Genomic DNA, 18,790 nt, shown 5'->3' with positions numbered 1-18,790 from the left:
GCATGGAGGCGGCTTTTGCATGTAAGTTGTACAAAACCTACTGTTGGTTTACCAGATGCCACTCTATTTTCTAGTGTTGCGGTAATGGCGCAGCGTACATCCATTTCAGCGCATTGTTAATAGCCTGGTGGGCGCTGGTAGCATGATCTTCTTCCGGCAGATAATCGAAGTACACCGAAACCGCTTTGCTACGGGAGTTCTTTATCTTTTCTGCCAGCAAATTTGCATCTACCTCCATCACATGTGGTGTAGCGGTAGGCGCTAAACCCTCTTTACCTACTCCGATATACACAGCCGTTTTTTGCGTAAAGCTATCCTGTAGCATGGCAGAAGGTTGCGACAATAACGATCCGTTGTCCCACCAGATACTGGGGCTAACAATAATGTATTTATTAAAAAGCCCAGGCTGTTTTAATAATACCTCTGTAGCCAGTAATCCGCCCAGCGATTGCCCTATGATGGTGCGGTTAGCGTTGGTTTTATACTTCTTCTCTATAAAAGGCTGCAGCTCTTTGGCTATAAAGTCAATAAACTTATCAGAATGCCCCGTGGTAGGAAAACGCTTTTTATCGGCTTCAATGGTGGTAGGGAAAGTAAAATCCCTTCGTCTGTCTACCGTTGCAATGCCTACGACAATAGATTTAGGTGCCCGGTTCACCCATTCAAAACTATTGAACTGGTAAAGGCCCACTACATGAATAAAGTCTTCATCGGCCGATCCGTCCAGCAAATACGTAACCGGGTAACTAACAGAGTCCCTGGGGTTATAGCCTTCGGGGAGGTAAATATTCAATATCCTTTTTTCGTTCAGCACCCGGGAATCTATTTCATCCACTACACCCAGTACAAAAGGTTTGCTACCTGCAGCGGGCTTCGGATTTTGGGGTTGTGCAAAAGAAGGTAGTGATAAGCAAGTGAATAACAGTGCAGTAGTCCATTTCATTGTCTCAAGATGTTTGCTCTAAAGTAGGTGTTTACACGAATTTTCAGCAATGATACAGCAGGTTATATGGCTATACTGTGGAACAATCTGCGCGCTACTGTAGTAATTTCTACTCCTTTAACATCTGATTAACACACCATACTAAGCTGGAACAAAATTTAAGCGTTATTCAAAAGAACAATTATTGGTAACTAAATAATGTGTTATGAAAAACCAGAAAACAAAATCGCCGCAGGTAAAAGACAGGCACCTGGATGTGCCGGCCGAAGCCAACCGCGATAAGCATGTACGCTTTACAGAAGAGCCGGTAGAGGTGTTTCCGGATGTAAACACCTTAGAACCAATGAGCAAAGAAGATAAAAAAAGACGGGACCAATGGATAGCGGGAGTAGAAGAAGGCAAGCAAATGCGGGAAAAATAAAGCGTAACCTGTTACCACATTACTTTTAATACGGCCGGAAAATGCCTCAAAAAGCCCGGCCGTATTTTACAAACTCTTCTTCCACAACGAAATATCTCCCTCCCCACAGGTCGTTTTCCGTTACATGCAGTCAATAAATCCTTCCTTACCGGGTTAAATTATCCTTAGCAACTTTCTTGTTGCCCGTAACCGTTGTACCTTGCACCCTCCATGAAAAGAATTAGTAATTACAGAAAGCTGTTAAACGTAACACAGGATACCGATTTGAAAGAGCTCAAATCCGTATACCGGAACCTGATGAAAGAGTGGCACCCGGATAAATTCAACGATAATGAAGAAGCAAAACTGGAAGCAGAAGAAAAAAGTAAGGAATTGATCAAAGCCTACCATTTTCTGGTAAGCATAGCGCCGGAAACCATAGAACAGGCTTTACCGGAGTATACCGCTACCATATCTTCTTCACAGGTAATGGACTTTAAATACGAGAAGCAGATATTAACCATTCAGTTTGTAGATGGCAGCAGCTACGAATATTTTGGCGTTCAAAAGAACACATATGTTAAATTATGTCAGACCGATATTCCCGACAGGTTCTGCCGCAGGCATATTTACCACGAGTACATTTACCGTAAAGTAAGCAAAGCCAGCGAAGAAGCGTAAGCAATTCGCTGGTATAGAGCCCCTTACGTTACCGTTTCTTAACATAACGTTATCCCCTTTTGCACAACAATCTTTTGCCCTAAGCTGTTACTATTTGCGACAGGATATTTTTTCTAAAACGAATAGTTATGAAAAGCTTAGATCAAAAAGTGATACTCATTACCGGTGCCGGTATGGGTTTAGGATTAGCCACAGCAAAAGAAGCCGCCGCCAGGGGCGCTAAACTGGTGCTGGTAGATTACAATGAGGAAGCCCTGCAACAGGCGAAAGCGGAGATTACCAAAGAACAGGCAGGCGCAGCCGTAGTTATTGTAAAAGCAGACACGTCAAAGGAAGAAGAGGTAAAGAACTACGTAAACGTAGCCATCAAGGAATTTGGGCAGATAGACGGTTTTTATAATAACGCCGGTATTGAAGGCAAACAGGCTCCCTTAATAGAATACGACCTCGATATTTTCAGGAAAGTGGTGGATATTAACCTTATGGGCGTTTATTACGGCTTGCGATATATTCTACCGCACATGAAAGAAAAAGGCTATGGCCGCGTGGTGAACGTAGCTTCTGTAGGTGGTATCCGGGGTGTAATGAATCAAACGCCTTATGTGGCCACTAAACACGCTGTTACGGGTATTACCAAGAATGTGGCACTGGAATACGGGCAGTTTGGCATTACCGCCAACGCCATCGCTCCGGGTGCCATTCTTACCCCGATGGTAGCCGGCGCTTTTAAGCAGGTGAATCCGCAAGACCCGAAGGCAGCCGAAGCAGAATATGCGAAGGCCAACCCTACCAAAAGGCTGGGTAAGCCGGAAGAGGTGGCTAAAGTGGTTTGCTTTCTGTTATCGGAAGATTGCAGCTATGTAAGTGGTCAGGTCATTGCCATTGATGGCGGCCAGAGCAACAGCTACGGAAATGTATAAATAAGCAGCATTTTTACAGCATATAAAAATCCCCCTGAAGATAAATCAGGAGGATTTTTATTGCAGGTATATACCGCCATTTATACTTGAAACGCTGTTTTAGTGTCAGGAAGCCGGCTTGCTAAAAAAATGGTTCTTTTATTATCCGCTTGAATTTTACCGGTTTCACTTTCTCAAACACATTTACCGGTAATATATGTCCCGTACTATCAAAACGCATAGGAGAAATACAGGTTTCACGGTTATAGCCGTTACCACCTGGAATAATAAACCGGTGATAAGCAATATACCATTCATCCCTGCCTGGTACCCTCAACACCGAATGATGTCCTGCTCCTTTTACCACACCTTTGCCCTTTAATATAGTAGGATTCTCCGCCTTTACAAACGGCCCCATAGGGGAAGAAGAAGTAGCATAGGCAATAGAATAACGTGGGTCTCGGGTATCGTACTCCGACCACATCAGGTAATACACGCCCTTTCTTTTGATCACAAATGAACCTTCATTATAGCCCTGTGGCTTAAAAGACACTATAGCACTGGTGTCGTAGCTAATCATATCCTCATTCAGCTTTACTACATTACACATGCCCTGCCCCCAATACAGATAGGCAGCGCCATCATCATCTACAAACACCATGGGGTCTATCATCTGGCCACGACGGGAACCTTTGGCCACTAAAGGCTTGTTCAGCACTTCTTTAAACGGCCCGGCAGGCTTATCAGCCACCGCAACACCTATGTTTACGTCCGCCGAAAAATAGTAGTAATACTTGCCATTTTTACGGGCAATAGCCGGTGCCCAGGCCCTGGCTTTGGCATACGATACATCTTTAGGTAAGTCCAGTATCACTCCTTCATTTTGCCAGCTCACTAAGTCAGAACTGCTCCAGCAGGTAAAATTGGTACCCATCCATCCTTCCGTACCATCCGTGGTAGGATACAGGTAAAATCTGTTACCAAATGCGGCAATATGCGGGTCGGCATAAGCACCGGGTAATACCGGTGGTGGCGCATGCAGGGTATCGGTGGAATCTATAGCCTGAAAAGCAAACAGGCAGGGCGTAAAAGCAAGGGTTGACAGCAGCAGCAACACTGCCGGCATGAATATCTTCTTATCATTCATTTATGCAATATAAAGCAAAAATATATCTTCAGAATTTCTTCAGATTCACACGTCAATATTGACCTTTTTACATTGCAAATATTAGAATATGTGGTGGATATATGCACTGTTGTCGGCACTGTTTGCAGCTCTTACCGCTGTTTTTGCGAAAAAAGGTGTTCAGCATATTGATAGCGACCTGGCCACCGCCATCCGAACTGTTATAATAGTGATCATAGCCTGGGGCATTGTAATGGCCAAAGGGGCAACCCAGCACCTTGGAACCCTTACCCGGCAAAACTGGCTGTTTCTGATTTTATCAGGAGGCGGCACCGGGTTATCGTGGATATTTTATTTCAGAGCGCTGCAAGTGGGCAAGGTATCGCAGGTGGCGCCGGTAGATAAAATGAGCGTGGCTATTGCCATATTACTATCTGTGTTGTTTTTAGGCGAAGTACTTACCTGGAAGATGGCAGCAGGCGCTTTGCTGATTATTGCGGGCACATTGGTACTTATTCTGTAATTTAATAACAGGTATGAAGCTATTACTGGTAGAAGATGAGCCGGCGTTGCTGGATGAACTGGAAACATATCTGGGTGAACAGGGGCATTTATGCGAGCGGGCGGCAACATTTCACGAGGCGGAAGACAAGATATTGCTATACCATTACGATATGGTGATACTGGACATTACCCTGCCCGGCGGCAGCGGTTTGTCAATATTAAAGCTATTGAAAGATAAAGACCTGCAGGCCGGCGTGCTTATCCTGTCTGCCAAAGATTCTTTAACCGATAAACTGGCCGGGCTGGAATTAGGGGCCGATGACTATCTAACCAAGCCATTTTATATGGAAGAGCTGAATGCCCGCATCAATGCGTTTCAGCGCCGCACTTCCTTTTCGGGCAGCAACATTATCACAGCCGATGCGTTGCAAATAGATACACAAGCTAAAGAAGTTACCTGTAACGGCCGTAAAATAAACCTTACCAAAAAAGAATACGAACTATTACTATACTTCCTGGTAAACAGAAAACGTGTAGTAAGCAAGGAATCTATTGCCGCGCATTTATGGGGCGACAACTACGACATGACTGGTAGCTATGATATCATATACACCCATACCATGAACCTACGTAAAAAAATAAGCAAGTTTACGGGGGAAGATTATATAGAAACAGTATATGGTATGGGCTATAAATGGATTGACAGATGAAACTGCTGCACACCACTATACGCAGCTTTTTGCTGGTAACACTCGCCATACTTACCGTTACGGGCATTGCCCTTTATCTGGTGCTGCGCACACAGATTAAAAATGAAATCTACGAACAGCTGAACCTGCAAACAGAGATGATTGCCCGGGAAATTAGCCAGGGCAAGGCGATTGCTTATCCGCTGGTAGGCGTAGAAAAACTCACCAACAATGCTTCGCAGCAGCGTATACAGGGCGATTCTGTCATATACGATATTGTAACGCATGAAAAAGAAGATTACGAATACCTGTCTACCGTTAAAATCATCAACAATCATACCTACCGGATAACGGTAATGACCACTTTTATTGGATGGAATCAGTATTACAGCACTATTTTTTACCTGTTGCTGGCGTCAGTGTTCTTATTTACCATAGCCGGTATTATTATGAACCTGGTCATCAGCCGTAAAATATGGAAACCTTTCTTCTTAAATCTACAGGCGCTACGTAACTACTCGCTCAGCAATCCCGACAAACTACAGCTGCACCCTTCGGGCATTACCGAATTTACCGAAATGCAGCAAACACTGGAAGACCTCACCGAAAGAAGTAAGCGTGAATACCTGTCGCTACGGGAGTTCACCGAAAACGCTTCGCACGAAATTCAAACACCTTTAGGCATTATACAATCCAAGCTGGACCGCATGAGCCAGCTGCCTGTAAGCGAAGAAATGGCCCGGTACATTGTGCAGGCAAAAGCGGGTGTAGAAAGGCTTAGAAAAATGAATAAAAGCCTGCTGCTGTTAGCCAAGCTGGATAACAACGCTTATACCGGCAAAGAACTGCTGCCCCTGCATGACATTATCAACGACCACCTGGAACAAATGGAAGATCTGTTTGCAGGTAAAAACATCACCATTACCGTACAGGCTACTCCATGCAGCATACGCTCGCACCGTTACCTGGCAGAGGTATGTTTATCCAACCTGCTGGCCAATGCCCTGCACTATACACCGGAAGGCGGTTCCTTAACCATTATTCTGCAACCTCATGCGCTGTTGCTATGCAACACCGGCGCTCCCCTCTCCTTCCCTGCCGTTCAACTGTTCGACCGGTTTAAGAAAGGCGAACAACATATGCTTACCAATGGGCTGGGATTGTCTATTGTGCAACAGATATGCCTGCTGAATCATTGGAGCATTCATTATAACTACCTGCAAGGCCAGCATGAGTTTCGCATACTGTTTCCCCTGCTGCCGTCAACCACAAATAACTAGCTTTACATTTTTAAATACATCCCATGCAAATCCGATCTTCTCTGATAGCCCTGTTATTGTTCAGCATTCTGCCCGTAGTAAGCAAAGCCCACGGTTATTGGCTGGACCTGCACGGCACCGGCAAAATCAACGATACCCTGCACATACAAATATGTTTTGGCGAAATTGATGATTATAATGTACGGCATAGAGAAACCGGGCCTGAACTGGCCTATACCGGCAATTTTCAGCTAACCATTATCAACAGCAAGGGACAACGCACACCGCTTACCTTGCAGCCACGTAAAGACTGCTGGGAAGCTTATTATGTACCTAAAGAAACGGGCACTTACCAGGTAATAGGCACCAACAGCACATTGCCCGTAGTAGACCGGTCGGCCACCGGCGGCATTAATGTACGCCCTATGGAATACCTGTGCAGTGCTTTCCAGGTAGGCAGCACAGAAGCTGTTACTACTCCTGCCCAGTTTCTGGATATTGTAACCAGCCAACGCAACGGTTTAACCGTGGTAAAAGCCTTTCAAAACAACCAGCCCGCAGCAGCAGGCACTAAGCTAAGAGTATTTAACCCCGGTAACTGGGAAAAACAGCTTACCCTGAACAAACAGGGTGAAGCTGTTTTTGCCGCTACTGATAAAGGCCTGTACATTATACGCCAGGATTGGAACGATAACAAAGCAGGCACCTACCAGGGTGTATCGTATACCACCACCCGTTACCGTTGTAATTACTGTTTGTGGATGTGGTAGTTGTTTACTTTTTAATTAACCAGCTTTCTACCGCCCTGGAAAAGTCGGCAACATCAATAGGATGCCTGCTGGTAATAAGGTTGCCATCTGTTACTACAGGTTGATCTGATACAATACCACCCGCGTTTTTCAAATCAACCTGTATGTTCCAGTACCCCGTCAGCTTCTTACCTTTCAGAATATCAGCAGACGCTAAAACAACAGGTGCATGACAAATAGCAGCGATCAGCTTTCCTGATTGATTGAAGTCACGGATAAATTGAATCACATCCTTATCGTTCCGGAGATTATCCGGGTTCCAGGCGCCGCCGGGTATAAAAGCCGCATCATAATCGCTTACTTTTATCTGATCGGCAGTACGGTCAAATTTTATCCAGCCTACCGGCTGCAGATACTGTATAGCCATGATATGTGTTTTTGACATTTCCGGATACATCAGACCATACCTTTCCGGTGCAGGATTATACTTAGGTGCAACAATATCTACCTGCGCCCCCAGCTGTTTAAAATACCATACAGGCCCCAGTAATTCTATTTCTTCGAAACCATCTGCGGCAATAACCGCTATCTTTTTTCCTTTTAACACCGTGGTATCCGCTACCGGGGTAAAAAAGAATGCACGCAAGGCTTCATTGCCGGGAGCATTTAACAGTTGAGATACAGGCATATTCACCACCACTGCGGGCGATGCCAATTGATTCAATACCGAAAGTTCATGACTAGTCATTGTCTTTGTTTTTATAGTAACCTGTGCTGTTGCATTCAATAGTGTAAAAGCACTTACAATACCAGCCAGCACGGTCTGATGAATACATTTCATTTCATTGATTTTTTTATGGTGATGCACTATTGTTATTTACTGAATGGCGCAAATCGTATCAACCTGTGAAGCCCGGCCTGGAAAGGTTGTTTTTTAATACTGCTGTTGAGATAGTCTATTACAGGTTGTATGGGCGGAAAACGGAGATGATACTGGAAAGCATCTTCGTTCCTGAACTTTTCGTAGGTAACGAACTGCGTACTGTCGTCCTGCAGTTGCGAAAGCTGGTAATTGATAACGCCAGGCTCACTTCTGAATTGCGGCATAGCAGTATGGTATACTTCCTTAAACCGGCCCTCGGTTCCCTCCTGGCTATCCACAAATAACATGATAGTTACAGGTGTATCCTTCTCTCCTGGCTCCCTTCTCCATGCTTCTTTGGAAAGCGGTTCCAGGTCTTTTACATACATGGTTTTAACAGGTTGCGCCAATTCCTTTTCAAACAGTTTTTTTACAGGAGTAAACTTTGCGCTGTTTTTCATTTTCTCCAGTTCTGTTTCACTGCTCCATCTTTCTATCACCCATAACACCTCCGGGCTTCCTTCTTCATAATAAGCTTCTGCCATAATGTTATGGGCATTGTCAACAGCGCTGTTCACATACGCACTGAGTAATTTACGAAATTGATCACCGTGATCTTTTTTCACTTCCAATCGAGTTAATACAACTACCTGCTCCATTCTGTTTGTTTTTTGCACTTTTACAGATATGCTGCCCAGCAGCATGCACCATGCGAATATTATATGCGCTGTCATTGTGAATAGCATTTAATGGGATAAGCTTGTTTACGATACAGGCTATTGCTATTGTGCAGCCTTTATTAACAAGTCAGCAACAGCATGTGGTTGTGCCAGAAAAGGCGAATGACTGGTGTTAATAGTATATACCTTATCAATGCCGGCAGCTGCTATCATCCGGTTCTGCATAGCCGGAGAAATCACTATATCCTGTAATGTTTTGATATATACTTTATTCACTGAACCAAAATTCGCTTTAGTAAGCGTAACCTTGCTGGTAAACGGAATTGCCGGCTCTGCGCGGTAATTAGCCAGCAACAGGCTTTTGATGGCAGGTGTGCCATCATTGATAAAGAGATACGTAAGGCTGTCGTGTTTTACATCCAGCGTTAACTGGTTGGCAGAAGGTATCAGCAACGGCCCCAGTCGAGAAGCGGAATCTGAATAAGCAAGATCGGTAAGCGCCTGCCCGGTTGCAGGCAGGAAAGCCCCTATGTAAACCAGTTTGCCTATTTTATGGGGTATTTTTTCTGCCACACCGGAAATTACCATTCCGCCCATACTATGCCCTACCAGGATAACATTACTGTCGGCCTGTGCAATGGCATCTATCACTTTATCCCTGTATACATCAAGGCTCAGCTGATACACTGCTGTAGAATCAGTGCCATGCCCCGGCAGCTTTACTACTATTACCTTGTTCCCGCTTTTAACAAGATCGGCCTGTACAGAATCCCATACATACGAAGCCTGCCAGGCGCCATGTACCAGCACATAAGTTTTAGGCGTGCCTGCGGGTGGCTTTTCATTACCGGCACATGCGGCCAGCATTGCAATAATTGCTGCTATACACAACATCCGCACAATTGACGTTTTCATTATTGTTTTTTTTAGCTGATTTTTAAAGTGGATATCCCTTAAGAGAAAGCCCTCATATCGCTGCCATGTTCAGGCACTGGCATATCAAATCCGTTTAGGATGGTGGCTATCAGACAATACCCTGCAATAAGAAAGAAGAGCTCTGCCACAGCATCCTGCCCCAGCAACAGAACAGCCCGCTTATAAGTAGCATCCGGCACCACACGCCCGGCCACCAGCACACGCGCAATAGTATGCGCAATAGCTTCCTGTTCGCTTAAACCATCAGGATGGTTGCCTGCTACAAGCGATGCTATAATATCGGGAGCTATACCAAAAGCTTCGGCCATTATTTCGTGGGCATACAGCTCGAAACGGGCACTAAAAGCGGCCCCTACAGTGAGTATGGCCACTTCCCGTACACGTTTATCTAATGTGGCATGCATATCAAGCGCCCGGAGAAAACTTAACGCCGGTATACCAAACTGCGGATAATGCAACATGGCCGGGAAAGGCCCCAGCAATGCACCAGTTGCATCTATCATGGTAACCTGGCTTTGGCTTCGTCCTATAAGGTTGGCAATTTCATCATGCACCGGACGAATTTCTTTATCCAGCGTATCCGGAGGTAATGGTTGAATACGCATGTTTTAGTTTTTAGGATGTACTACTTCATCGGTAAACGCTCCGTCGATCAGGATAAACACCATACGGCAAATGTTGCCGGAGCGGTTGGCCCAGGCATGATTGGTACCATTTTGCACAATAATATCCCCCGCCCGGATAATCGCTTCTTCCTTATCCAGCACCAATGTTATTTCGCCTTCCAGTACAATGCCATAATCCACTGTTTTAGTACGGTGCATCAATGGGTGTGGCGCCGCCTCGTTAGAGGTGGAAGCTTTTTCATCCCCCATTGATTTGAATTTAGCTGCCGCATCTGCGCCGGTAAGTTTTTGAATCTCTTCTCCTTCCGGTGGAAATTCAATCACCCGTATACGGGTGCCGTTTTTAGGAGGGGGCAATACCAGCCCATTTTCACCAGGCTCTACCGGCTGCGCATAAATCAATGCCGGCGTTTCCAATGTATGCCATACTTCAAAAAAGGTAGGTCCGCCTGGCCCGCCCACCAGTTGCGTATGTGTAGGTGGCGCATCAGAAATAAGAATGGCGTTACCTGCTGCATCATGCCCGGTTACAATACGTCTGAATGTTTTTTGTTGCTGATTCATAGGTGTGTTTTTAATTATTCTTTGGTTTTTTAAAAACAAACACACCCAGGTAATGAAAAAGCACACCGATGCCCCAGGCTATGGTAGACCATAACGGCCAGGGATAGCTTCTGCTGGTAAAGTACCATACTATCCACATAACAGGTATAGCAAGCACGAAAACAAGGAAATGGATTCTGAAACCTTTTTTAGAATCGACGGTAGCTTCGTTCCATTGCGTTTGATAGGTCATACAATTAGTTTAGATATACGTTTACTATTTGTATGCCATCCGGCAACAACAGGCGCATTCAGGGGTAGGCTATTATGTAACCTGCTGGAATTAAAGGCAATATAAACCGCAGCTTGCTATACCGAAGAATAGTAGCCTAAGCGTGCCCTCCGAAAGTATCGGAGTTTCTTTATTTATATCCGATAATCTCGGAGTGGGTTAATTAAAATCCTGCTTCTTTATATTCAGTTTGGCCATTTTAGATTCAAGAGTGGTAGGTTTGATGTTTAATAACTCTGCGGCACCATTCACTCCACGTATACGCCCTTTTGTTTTTTGAAGAACGGAAGCGATATAGGCTCTTTCTGTTTCCTGCTGCACATGCCTTACCTCATCAAAGGTGTGGATGCCCGGTTTTTCGTTGCTATCAACAATAGCCGGCGAAAACTCCCGCATTAACTGCAATTTTGTTCTGCCATCATTCAAAACAACAGACTGCTCTATCACATTCTCCAGTTCGCGAATATTGCCAGGCCAACTATATGCGTGTATCTTTTGAAGCATAGCGTCTGCAATGCCATGAAAAGGCTTATTGAATGCCTTACAAAATTTATTACCAAAAAATACAGATAGTGCTTCTATATCTGTTTTACGCTCACGCAGTGGCGGCAACGTTATGGGAAACACATTCAGCCGATAATACAAATCAAGCCGGAACCTGCCTTCGGCTACTTCCTTTTCCAGGTCACGGTTAGTGGCCGTTACAATACGAACATTGACTTTCACAGGCACACTGCCACCAACATGCTCAATCTCCCTTTCCTGTAAAACCCGTAATAATTTCACTTGTATGGCCAATGGCAGCTCACCAATCTCATCTAAAAAAATAGTTCCGTTATCTGCCAGCTCAAACTTTCCTTTGCGCTTTTCAATAGCCCCTGTAAAAGCACCTTTTTCATGGCCAAACAACTCCGACTCTACCAATGTTACCGGAATAGCCGCACAGTTCACTTTAATGAACGGGCCTTTGTTCCTGTTGGAAAGCGCATGGATAGATTCGGCCACCTTTTCTTTACCCGTACCGCTCTCTCCCAGTATCAGCACAGAGGTACTATAAGGAGCCACCTGCGTTGCCAGATCTAATGCAGCTAATAAAAGATGATGATTACCAATAATGCTTTTGAAACCGGGACAAAATGCAGCATCCGCCTGCTCCTCACCTGGCGGAACGGACAGCTTATTATATTCAGGCACCGATGTTTCGTAATAGATTATTTTTTCCGACAGGTTTGCCAGCCATGTTTTTATCCGGTTTAGAAAGGCGATATGGCTTTGGTTATATATACCGGGCTGCCTGCTATAGAAAAAATAATGAATGGACAAGCCATAACCCGCAGCAACCGGGAATACCAGGTATGTATCCAATCGCAAACCGTCTAACAACATTCTTTGCAACGAATGGTTGCCGGAATTATCTACTGATTTTTCGCTGTTATAAATACCAGCATCTCTATCCGCATGACTATTTTCGATAACACTATACAAGGCGTCTTTATGCAAACCAGTGATGGTGATTAATTCTTTTTCACCAATCAACTGGTATTCATCAAACCCAACACGTAAATAGCCTATATCACTAAACTTTTCTGTATTCAGTGGCCTTACTCCTGCTGCGATAAAATCAAACGGGATAAAAGATTGAATAACCCCGGCCAGCTTCCGTATTTTTTGTTGTACATCCCCCTCTTCCTTATTGATTTCTGTGAGCTTTATTTGCAAACGCTCTTCATTACGCAATTTCGATTCAAGGCTGTGCGTATGACGATACCAGGCAATATCCAATGCAATCAACAGGTCTTTTTCCCGGAATGGTTTCACTAAAAAACCATAAGGCTCCGTAGCCTTTGCTTCTTCCAGCACTTTTTGATTGGAGTTGGCAGACAAATAAATGAATGCAATATTTTCGTGCTTTAACTTCCTGGCAAGGGCAATTCCCGAGCGCTTTCCATTTAACCGGATATCCAGGATAACCAGGTCGGGAGTTTGCTTTTGCAAATACTCCTCCGCCTCTTCGGCTGAGGCAGCAATACCTGTTATAGCATAGCCCGCCTGCGTTAATATTAATTGCAGGTCATTGGCTACTACAAATTCATCTTCAACAATAAGCAATTTTTTATTCATGGTAATTTGCTGCTTAAGAATGAACGAATGTAACATCTACACTCTGCTTACTCACTACGGCAAATCTGATTGTTACACTTAAACCATTATCACTTACAATAGTAATATTACCTTTTAACTGCTTTACCAGTCCACGCACCAGGTTAATTCCAAGAGATGGATGCGCCATCAGATCAAATCCACCCGGCAAGCCTACGCCATTATCTGAAATATGAAGCTGTATGTACTCATCATCGTCATGTTGTAAATGAATACCAATAATGCCCTTCCGCTCACCAGGAAATGCGTATTTGATGGCATTTACAAAACATTCATTGATGATAAGCCCCAGCGGAACAGCTTGTGATACATCCAGCTCCAGCTCTTCCACCTGCTGTTCAAACACTATGTGGCCGCTGTTAATAAAACTGTCTTGTAAGTAAGTTACCAGGTCATCAATATATCCCTGCATAGCAATGGACGATACATTTTCAGCCTGGTAAAGCTTTTGATGAATCAACGACATCGCCTGCATGCGCCGCAAACTATCTTTTATCGCCAACACAGCAGCATCATTATTAAGATAGGCAGTTTGCGAGTTCAGCAGGCTTGTCACCATTTGAAGATTATTTTTTACCCGGTGATGCACCTCTTTAATAAGCCATTCTTTTTCTTTCAATAATATATCCTGTTGGATATTCAATGCTTCCAGGTAACTATTCTTACGATCTAATTCTTTTCGCTGTGCTTCCAGCTTACGGTTAGTTTTATGCTTTATCAGGTAACGGTTGTATAATAACCCTACAATGATCAGTAATAGAGCCACACAGGCAAGCGTAATATTCCTTGTCCTGTTGGCTTGCTGCACTCCAATACGCTGTAATTGGTTTTGCGTGTTAAGCGTTTCAATATTTTTTTCTCTTTTAGCGGCTTCGTACTGCACCCTTAACTCTTCCATTTGCCAACTTTTGGTTTCATTGAAAATGGAATCACTCAGCTGTTTGTGCCTGAGCAAATGTTGCATGGCCGAAGCATAATTACCCATACCGGAATCGGCTCTGTACAACATCAGGTGAATATCTTTGGCCACTGCCAGCGCATGAGCCGCATCCGTATCCAGCGCCCTTTGTAAATAAACGGCCGCTTTTCCGTATTGCAACTTACCTATAAAGTACCTGCCTATTTCGTAATACACATCGGTAGTGATTTCATTGTTGCCCTGTAGCTGGCCAGACAATTTTATCAATTCAAGATAATATCTGTCGGCCTGCCGTTCTTCTTTTACTGCATGATAGCAATACGCTAAAGAACCTGTAAGGCAAGCCACTGCATACACACCAATGGGCTTGCTTTTTGCCCTGATATCGAGAATATACACCAAAGCATCTTTTTCCCTTTTTACTTTTATAAGCTCCCTTGCAAAAAAGCCGGCATCCCTGAATATGTGCACGTTGTTATCATCTTTAAAACTCCGCTCTCTAAGCGTTTTTGCATACCACTCTACACTTTTGTCTGGCTGGCCCGATTCCCTGTACATATTGGCAAGGCGGCTGTAAAAAGTAAGCGCCGAAGTAGAATCATGTGTTGCCTCCATGTATTCCACCGCCTTTAATCCATAAAATATGCACTTATTAAAATCACCCTTATAGCGGCAGGTTACCGCCAGCAGATCGTATATATAATGCAGATCCCGGTATCCGATTGCTTTATAACGCTCCAGCACCTCCAGCAATTCTGTTTCAGCTGCATCCAGCTTACCATTCACCAGGTGTATATCGGCTATCGTTTTTAACACCCATGCCGTCCTTTCAAGGTTTCCGCTTGTTTTATACAGCGCATACATTTTTTCAAAACAATAAAGCCTGGTAACGCCTGTTTTCTCATGCAACGGAATCAACGTTGCCAGTTCGTGCCACAATAGTGCTTCTGTTTCTTCATTACCGGCAGTACTGATTTTGCTGATGGCTTCCAGGTATAACTTTTTGCTTTGCTGCCAACCATCGGTAATATAGGCATGCATGGCCCTGATATGTATACGTTCACCCTGCCACTTTTCTGATAAGTGAATCAGGGCTATTTTATTGGCCTGCTCTAAAAAAAGCACCGAGCTATCCAGGTCTTTTTTAGTTCTGTCTGTATGAAACAGGTAATGCCGGGCTAATATAATCAGTAACCGGAAACGAGTGGAATCGTGCAACGCCTCTAACAGGTTAAGTGCATTTTTCATTTCACTTTTCCTGATAAAGGCGTCGCCTTTTAATAAAAGTGCTTCATTCACTCCGTTTTCATATTGTAAAGACCGGCTTAATTGAAGCGCTGTTTCTGCGAAATAAGAAGCACTGTCCAACTGCGTTCGTGGGTTACCCGTTTTAAACAGGTAATATTCCCTCAACAGGTAATATTTACCCGCCCTTAGCAATAGATGCACACGATCATTGTCGGCACTCGCCTTTCGAAGCTGCCATAACATTTGTGCATCCTCATTACTGTTTACCTGGGAAAATGACAATAGCGGAACAACCAACCACATAAAAATAGCGGGAAGTGTATAAAGGACCGGTTTTTTACAGTATCGCATCTGGTAAACAATCACTTATTTACTGGTTTATGAATAGTTCTATTATTTACTGATATCTTCTGTACTATTTTCTATTCTTTTTTCAGGCTGACTGAACGGCGATTTCAGCGTTAACGGGCAATTTCGGGAAATCCATCGTATTAAATTAGCACAAAAAATAAACTTTTCTTTACACATTTAAAAATTAGTACAACTAAGTCAGCTGCTTCTTATGAATGCAGCTGTGTTACAAATACCTACATCTTATTTACAAAACCCATAACAATTGATTTGCTGCACGCAGCTACTCCGGAATGCACAGCACAATAAATTCGGACAACAAAAAAGGTCGCTTCCTATGCAGAAGCGACCTTTTCTAATAGCCTGTAAAATGATATTAAAACTTCAATGTTAAGCTACCCAAAAACTTAGCCGGGTTTTGAGGAGTTAAACGAATGCTCCATGCTTTTTCGCTGGTGATATTATCTACTTTAAAGCCAATACGGAATTTAGGCTGATCGTAGAAGATAGTAGCATCCAGTAAAGTATAAGACGGGATAATTAATTTGCTTTTATAGGTATTGGTTTGATAGCTCATGCTACCAGCGTTGCCACCAAAGCCGGCACCAAAGCCTTTCAGATTACCACCAGGTATGCGATAGCTGATCCACAAATTGTAGGTATGCTCAGGACCTGATAAAGCAGGGCGTAATCCATTTACAGTAGAATCAGCCTTCGTTAACTTACTGTTGTTATAAGCATAACCTGCCACAATGTTCAATCCATTCACAGGGTTAGCAGTGATATCCACTTCTACACCTTTGCTTACCTGGGTACCATCCTGTATCTGATAACCGTTGTTAGCATTGGCAGCTACCGTATCAGTACGCAGGATATCCTTCACACGAATATTGTAATAACTTACAGTAGCCACCAATTTATGATCCAACACATCTGCCTTTACACCAAACTCAAGCTGGTTACCATGCTCCGGTTTAAAGGCAACGCCTTCAAAAGAAGCGCCACTCCTGTTATAAAACCCATTCAGGTAGTTACCGAATAAAGACACATGATTTTTGTAGATCTCATACACCATACCTAACTTATGAGATAAAGAGGTTTGTCCATAAGGACCTGCCTGTGTGCCACTGGTACCTAAACCACCGCTGGTAAGTCCGGAAGTAACATTATACACACCTTTATACTGATAACGATCTACCCGTAAACTAGCCATTACCAACCAACGGTCTGTGATATTAAACACATCAGACACATAAGCAGCATAGGTATTATCACCAGCATTCTCTTTACGCAATGCAGTAGATGAAGTAACTCTGCTGGCGATAGAATCTATCTTATAGCGCGATATCCTGTAATCTAACGGAGGATTCACAAAATTAATAGTAGGGGTACTTACCGTAGTACGGTCAAAATCATTAAAGTTGTTATAGTAATCCAACCCTGCCACAATACGGTTACGAAATTTACCCAGCTTAAAATCGCCGATAAAGTTTTGCTGAATATCGGTAGCAATAAAGTTGGTATATCCTGTAATAACGTTACCACGCAATGTAGAATCAGTAACACCGTTCAATGCAGTGATATAACCATTAATAGAAGAACGTGCACGGGAAACAACAGTTTGTGAAGTCCAGCTTTCAGATATCTTATAATTGAACTGCGCAAATATGTTCAGCATCTGTGTGCTATAAGTGATATCATTGCCCATAAACGTTTTGTTGTAAGGGAATTTCATGTCAACAATAGATTGCACCTTACCAGTTGCAGCCGGATTAAAACGCACTACAGAAGTACCTTTTGCCTGTCCATATTCTATATCCAGTAACATAGACAAACGGTCAGAGATCTGGTACGAAAAGCTGGGTGCCAGGCTCAGGTTATTGGTAAAACCCTGATCCTGAAAGCTTCTGTCGAAAGTGGTAGCGCCATTAAAGCGCAACAATGCCGTTTTATCTGCATTCACCGGAGTGTTTACATCAAATGCAAGCCTGTTGTAGTTCCAGCTGCCACCTGTATAGCCTACTTCCACACCGGTACCGTTATAAGGCTTTTTGGTTACACGGTTAAACAAACCACCATAACTGCTGGAAATGTTAGTTCCGAATAAAGCAGAAGAAGGGCCTTTAATGGCTTCAAATTTTTCCAGGTTGGCCACATCTATATTAGAAAAAGCAGCACCCGCCACACCATTACGGGCGTTAGGTTCAGTTTCAAAACCACGGGAGCGGAAAGTAACACGTCCCTGGTTAGCAATCATAGGAATGCCGGCACCCGGTACGCTTTTAGCCACGCTACCTAAGTCCACCGCCATTTGCTCCTGTATCAGTTCTTTAGAAACCGAGTTATATACCTGTGGGTTTTCCAGGTTTTTCAATGGCATACGCGCCACGTATACACTTTCCTTTTTCGCAAATCTGTTTACGCTGTTCACCACCCTTACTTCCTGCAGCGCCTGGATATTTTCTTTGGTAAGCTGGTAACTGTTGGTAACTACTTCGCCCACTGTTATCTCTACCGGAATATCAATTTCTTTAGCTCCCAGCAGCTGAATGCGCAGGGTATATTTTCCAGGCAAAACATGATCTAGTCTGTATTCACCGGTCATACTGGTAAGGGTGCCTCTTTTCAGCTCTACCAACGAAACAGAAATCAGTTCCATGGGCAAACTGTCTACGGATAAAATGCGACCTGTAATGCTTCCTGTATTTTCTACGGTTTGTAATTTTTCTCTGGTCTGGGCCGATAATAGTACGGGGGTACTGAGTAAGGCTGCCAAACAGCAGCCGGTTAATAAACGTAACATGTGGATTATTTTAAATACCTGTTGTAAAACAGGCACGCAAAGCAACGCAAACCTTAACGCCGCTCTTTGCGATATGCGGAGAAGCATTTACTAAATGAGGAAAAAGGGAAGAAATCCCAA

18 protein-coding genes are annotated in these 18,790 nt (G+C 43.8%); 7 read left to right on the top strand and 11 right to left on the bottom strand.

What is annotated here, in order from left to right; translation table 11 throughout:
• Positions 1 to 70 precede the first annotated feature (70 nt).
• Entirely contained in the window at positions 71 to 943 is an 873-nt protein-coding gene (locus tag FLA_RS06680; RefSeq protein ID WP_076380029.1) for an alpha/beta hydrolase, read from the bottom strand.
• A 205-nt stretch (positions 944 to 1,148) separates the two neighbouring features.
• Here FLA_RS06680 and FLA_RS06675 point away from each other — a divergent pair, with 205 nt between their 5' ends.
• From FLA_RS06675 to FLA_RS06665, 3 genes are all read left to right on the top strand, one after another.
• Positions 1,149 to 1,364: a hypothetical protein gene (locus FLA_RS06675; RefSeq protein ID WP_076380030.1), complete on the top strand. Its 216-nt coding sequence runs from the start codon at positions 1,149 to 1,151 to the stop codon at positions 1,362 to 1,364.
• Between the two features lie 210 nt (positions 1,365 to 1,574).
• Positions 1,575 to 2,024, top strand: a complete 450-nt coding sequence (locus tag FLA_RS06670; RefSeq protein WP_076380031.1) for a KTSC domain-containing protein — start codon at positions 1,575 to 1,577, stop codon at positions 2,022 to 2,024.
• Positions 2,025 to 2,152: 128 nt separating this feature from the next.
• On the top strand, positions 2,153 to 2,944 hold the full coding sequence (locus FLA_RS06665; RefSeq protein ID WP_076380032.1) for a glucose 1-dehydrogenase: 792 nt from the start codon (positions 2,153 to 2,155) through the stop codon (positions 2,942 to 2,944).
• Positions 2,945 to 3,065: 121 nt separating this feature from the next.
• Here FLA_RS06665 and FLA_RS06660 read toward each other — a convergent pair whose 3' ends face one another.
• Positions 3,066 to 4,070, bottom strand: coding sequence for a family 43 glycosylhydrolase (locus FLA_RS06660; protein WP_076380033.1), 1,005 nt, complete (start codon positions 4,068 to 4,070; stop codon positions 3,066 to 3,068).
• A gap of 88 nt (positions 4,071 to 4,158) precedes the next feature.
• Between FLA_RS06660 and FLA_RS06655 the strand changes: the two genes are divergently transcribed.
• The 4 genes from FLA_RS06655 to FLA_RS06640 are packed head-to-tail and all read left to right on the top strand — an operon-like array spanning position 4,159 to position 7,271.
• Positions 4,159 to 4,572 (top strand): EamA family transporter, encoded by a 414-nt coding sequence (locus FLA_RS06655; RefSeq protein WP_076380034.1) that lies wholly within the window; start codon positions 4,159 to 4,161, stop codon positions 4,570 to 4,572.
• Positions 4,573 to 4,585: 13 nt separating this feature from the next.
• Positions 4,586 to 5,263 carry a response regulator transcription factor gene (locus tag FLA_RS06650; protein ID WP_076380035.1) on the top strand — a complete coding sequence of 226 codons (678 nt, stop codon included), beginning with the start codon at positions 4,586 to 4,588 and terminating at the stop codon, positions 5,261 to 5,263.
• Positions 5,260 to 6,522, top strand: a complete 1,263-nt coding sequence (locus FLA_RS06645; protein ID WP_076380036.1) for a sensor histidine kinase — start codon at positions 5,260 to 5,262, stop codon at positions 6,520 to 6,522. Before FLA_RS06650 ends, FLA_RS06645 begins: the two co-directional genes overlap by 4 nt.
• A gap of 23 nt (positions 6,523 to 6,545) precedes the next feature.
• Entirely contained in the window at positions 6,546 to 7,271 is a 726-nt protein-coding gene (locus FLA_RS06640; protein ID WP_076380037.1) for a hypothetical protein, read from the top strand.
• 4 nt (positions 7,272 to 7,275) lie between these two features.
• Here FLA_RS06640 and FLA_RS06635 read toward each other — a convergent pair whose 3' ends face one another.
• The 9 genes from FLA_RS06635 to FLA_RS06595 form a co-directional block, all read right to left on the bottom strand.
• The gene (locus FLA_RS06635; RefSeq protein WP_084206308.1) at positions 7,276 to 8,091 is read right to left on the bottom strand and encodes a DJ-1/PfpI/YhbO family deglycase/protease; all 816 of its coding nucleotides are present in this window, start codon (positions 8,089 to 8,091) and stop codon (positions 7,276 to 7,278) included.
• Positions 8,092 to 8,123: 32 nt separating this feature from the next.
• Entirely contained in the window at positions 8,124 to 8,846 is a 723-nt protein-coding gene (locus FLA_RS06630; protein WP_159445123.1) for a putative quinol monooxygenase, read from the bottom strand.
• 48 nt (positions 8,847 to 8,894) lie between these two features.
• Entirely contained in the window at positions 8,895 to 9,707 is an 813-nt protein-coding gene (locus FLA_RS06625; protein ID WP_076380039.1) for an alpha/beta fold hydrolase, read from the bottom strand.
• 38 nt (positions 9,708 to 9,745) lie between these two features.
• Positions 9,746 to 10,333 (bottom strand): carboxymuconolactone decarboxylase family protein, encoded by a 588-nt coding sequence (locus tag FLA_RS06620; protein ID WP_076380040.1) that lies wholly within the window; start codon positions 10,331 to 10,333, stop codon positions 9,746 to 9,748.
• A 3-nt stretch (positions 10,334 to 10,336) separates the two neighbouring features.
• A complete protein-coding gene (locus tag FLA_RS06615; protein WP_076380041.1) occupies positions 10,337 to 10,918 on the bottom strand; it encodes a cupin domain-containing protein in 582 nt (193 codons plus the stop codon).
• 10 nt (positions 10,919 to 10,928) lie between these two features.
• Complete coding sequence (locus tag FLA_RS06610; RefSeq protein WP_076380042.1) at positions 10,929 to 11,150, bottom strand: 2TM domain-containing protein; 222 nt, start codon at positions 11,148 to 11,150, stop codon at positions 10,929 to 10,931.
• A 198-nt stretch (positions 11,151 to 11,348) separates the two neighbouring features.
• The gene (locus FLA_RS06605; RefSeq protein ID WP_076380216.1) at positions 11,349 to 13,310 is read right to left on the bottom strand and encodes a sigma 54-interacting response regulator; all 1,962 of its coding nucleotides are present in this window, start codon (positions 13,308 to 13,310) and stop codon (positions 11,349 to 11,351) included.
• Between the two features lie 13 nt (positions 13,311 to 13,323).
• Positions 13,324 to 15,819, bottom strand: coding sequence for a histidine kinase dimerization/phosphoacceptor domain -containing protein (locus FLA_RS06600; protein ID WP_076380043.1), 2,496 nt, complete (start codon positions 15,817 to 15,819; stop codon positions 13,324 to 13,326).
• Positions 15,820 to 16,243: 424 nt separating this feature from the next.
• Positions 16,244 to 18,670, bottom strand: coding sequence for a TonB-dependent receptor (locus FLA_RS06595; protein WP_076380044.1), 2,427 nt, complete (start codon positions 18,668 to 18,670; stop codon positions 16,244 to 16,246).
• Positions 18,671 to 18,790: the final 120 nt, after the last annotated feature.

Origin of the sequence: Filimonas lacunae (genome assembly GCF_002355595.1) — a bacterium.
Classification (GTDB): domain Bacteria; phylum Bacteroidota; class Bacteroidia; order Chitinophagales; family Chitinophagaceae; genus Filimonas; species Filimonas lacunae.
Note: the sequence above shows the minus strand (reverse complement) of the source record. Positions and strands in the feature narration are given on the sequence as shown.

Bases quoted from the DNA above. Each gene is read 5' to 3' on its own strand.
- FLA_RS06680 (WP_076380029.1), bottom strand. From the start codon at position 943: ATGAAATGGACTACTGCACTGTTATTCACTTGCTTATCACTACCTTCT.
- FLA_RS06675 (WP_076380030.1), top strand. From the start codon at position 1,149: ATGAAAAACCAGAAAACAAAATCGCCGCAGGTAAAAGACAGGCACCTG.
- FLA_RS06670 (WP_076380031.1), top strand. From the start codon at position 1,575: ATGAAAAGAATTAGTAATTACAGAAAGCTGTTAAACGTAACACAGGAT.
- FLA_RS06665 (WP_076380032.1), top strand. From the start codon at position 2,153: ATGAAAAGCTTAGATCAAAAAGTGATACTCATTACCGGTGCCGGTATG.
- FLA_RS06660 (WP_076380033.1), bottom strand. From the start codon at position 4,070: ATGAATGATAAGAAGATATTCATGCCGGCAGTGTTGCTGCTGCTGTCA.
- FLA_RS06655 (WP_076380034.1), top strand. From the start codon at position 4,159: ATGTGGTGGATATATGCACTGTTGTCGGCACTGTTTGCAGCTCTTACC.
- FLA_RS06650 (WP_076380035.1), top strand. From the start codon at position 4,586: ATGAAGCTATTACTGGTAGAAGATGAGCCGGCGTTGCTGGATGAACTG.
- FLA_RS06645 (WP_076380036.1), top strand. From the start codon at position 5,260: ATGAAACTGCTGCACACCACTATACGCAGCTTTTTGCTGGTAACACTC.
- FLA_RS06640 (WP_076380037.1), top strand. From the start codon at position 6,546: ATGCAAATCCGATCTTCTCTGATAGCCCTGTTATTGTTCAGCATTCTG.
- FLA_RS06635 (WP_084206308.1), bottom strand. From the start codon at position 8,091: ATGAAATGTATTCATCAGACCGTGCTGGCTGGTATTGTAAGTGCTTTT.
- FLA_RS06630 (WP_159445123.1), bottom strand. From the start codon at position 8,846: ATGACAGCGCATATAATATTCGCATGGTGCATGCTGCTGGGCAGCATA.
- FLA_RS06625 (WP_076380039.1), bottom strand. From the start codon at position 9,707: ATGAAAACGTCAATTGTGCGGATGTTGTGTATAGCAGCAATTATTGCA.
- FLA_RS06620 (WP_076380040.1), bottom strand. From the start codon at position 10,333: ATGCGTATTCAACCATTACCTCCGGATACGCTGGATAAAGAAATTCGT.
- FLA_RS06615 (WP_076380041.1), bottom strand. From the start codon at position 10,918: ATGAATCAGCAACAAAAAACATTCAGACGTATTGTAACCGGGCATGAT.
- FLA_RS06610 (WP_076380042.1), bottom strand. From the start codon at position 11,150: ATGACCTATCAAACGCAATGGAACGAAGCTACCGTCGATTCTAAAAAA.
- FLA_RS06605 (WP_076380216.1), bottom strand. From the start codon at position 13,310: ATGAATAAAAAATTGCTTATTGTTGAAGATGAATTTGTAGTAGCCAAT.
- FLA_RS06600 (WP_076380043.1), bottom strand. From the start codon at position 15,819: ATGTGGTTGGTTGTTCCGCTATTGTCATTTTCCCAGGTAAACAGTAAT.
- FLA_RS06595 (WP_076380044.1), bottom strand. From the start codon at position 18,670: ATGTTACGTTTATTAACCGGCTGCTGTTTGGCAGCCTTACTCAGTACC.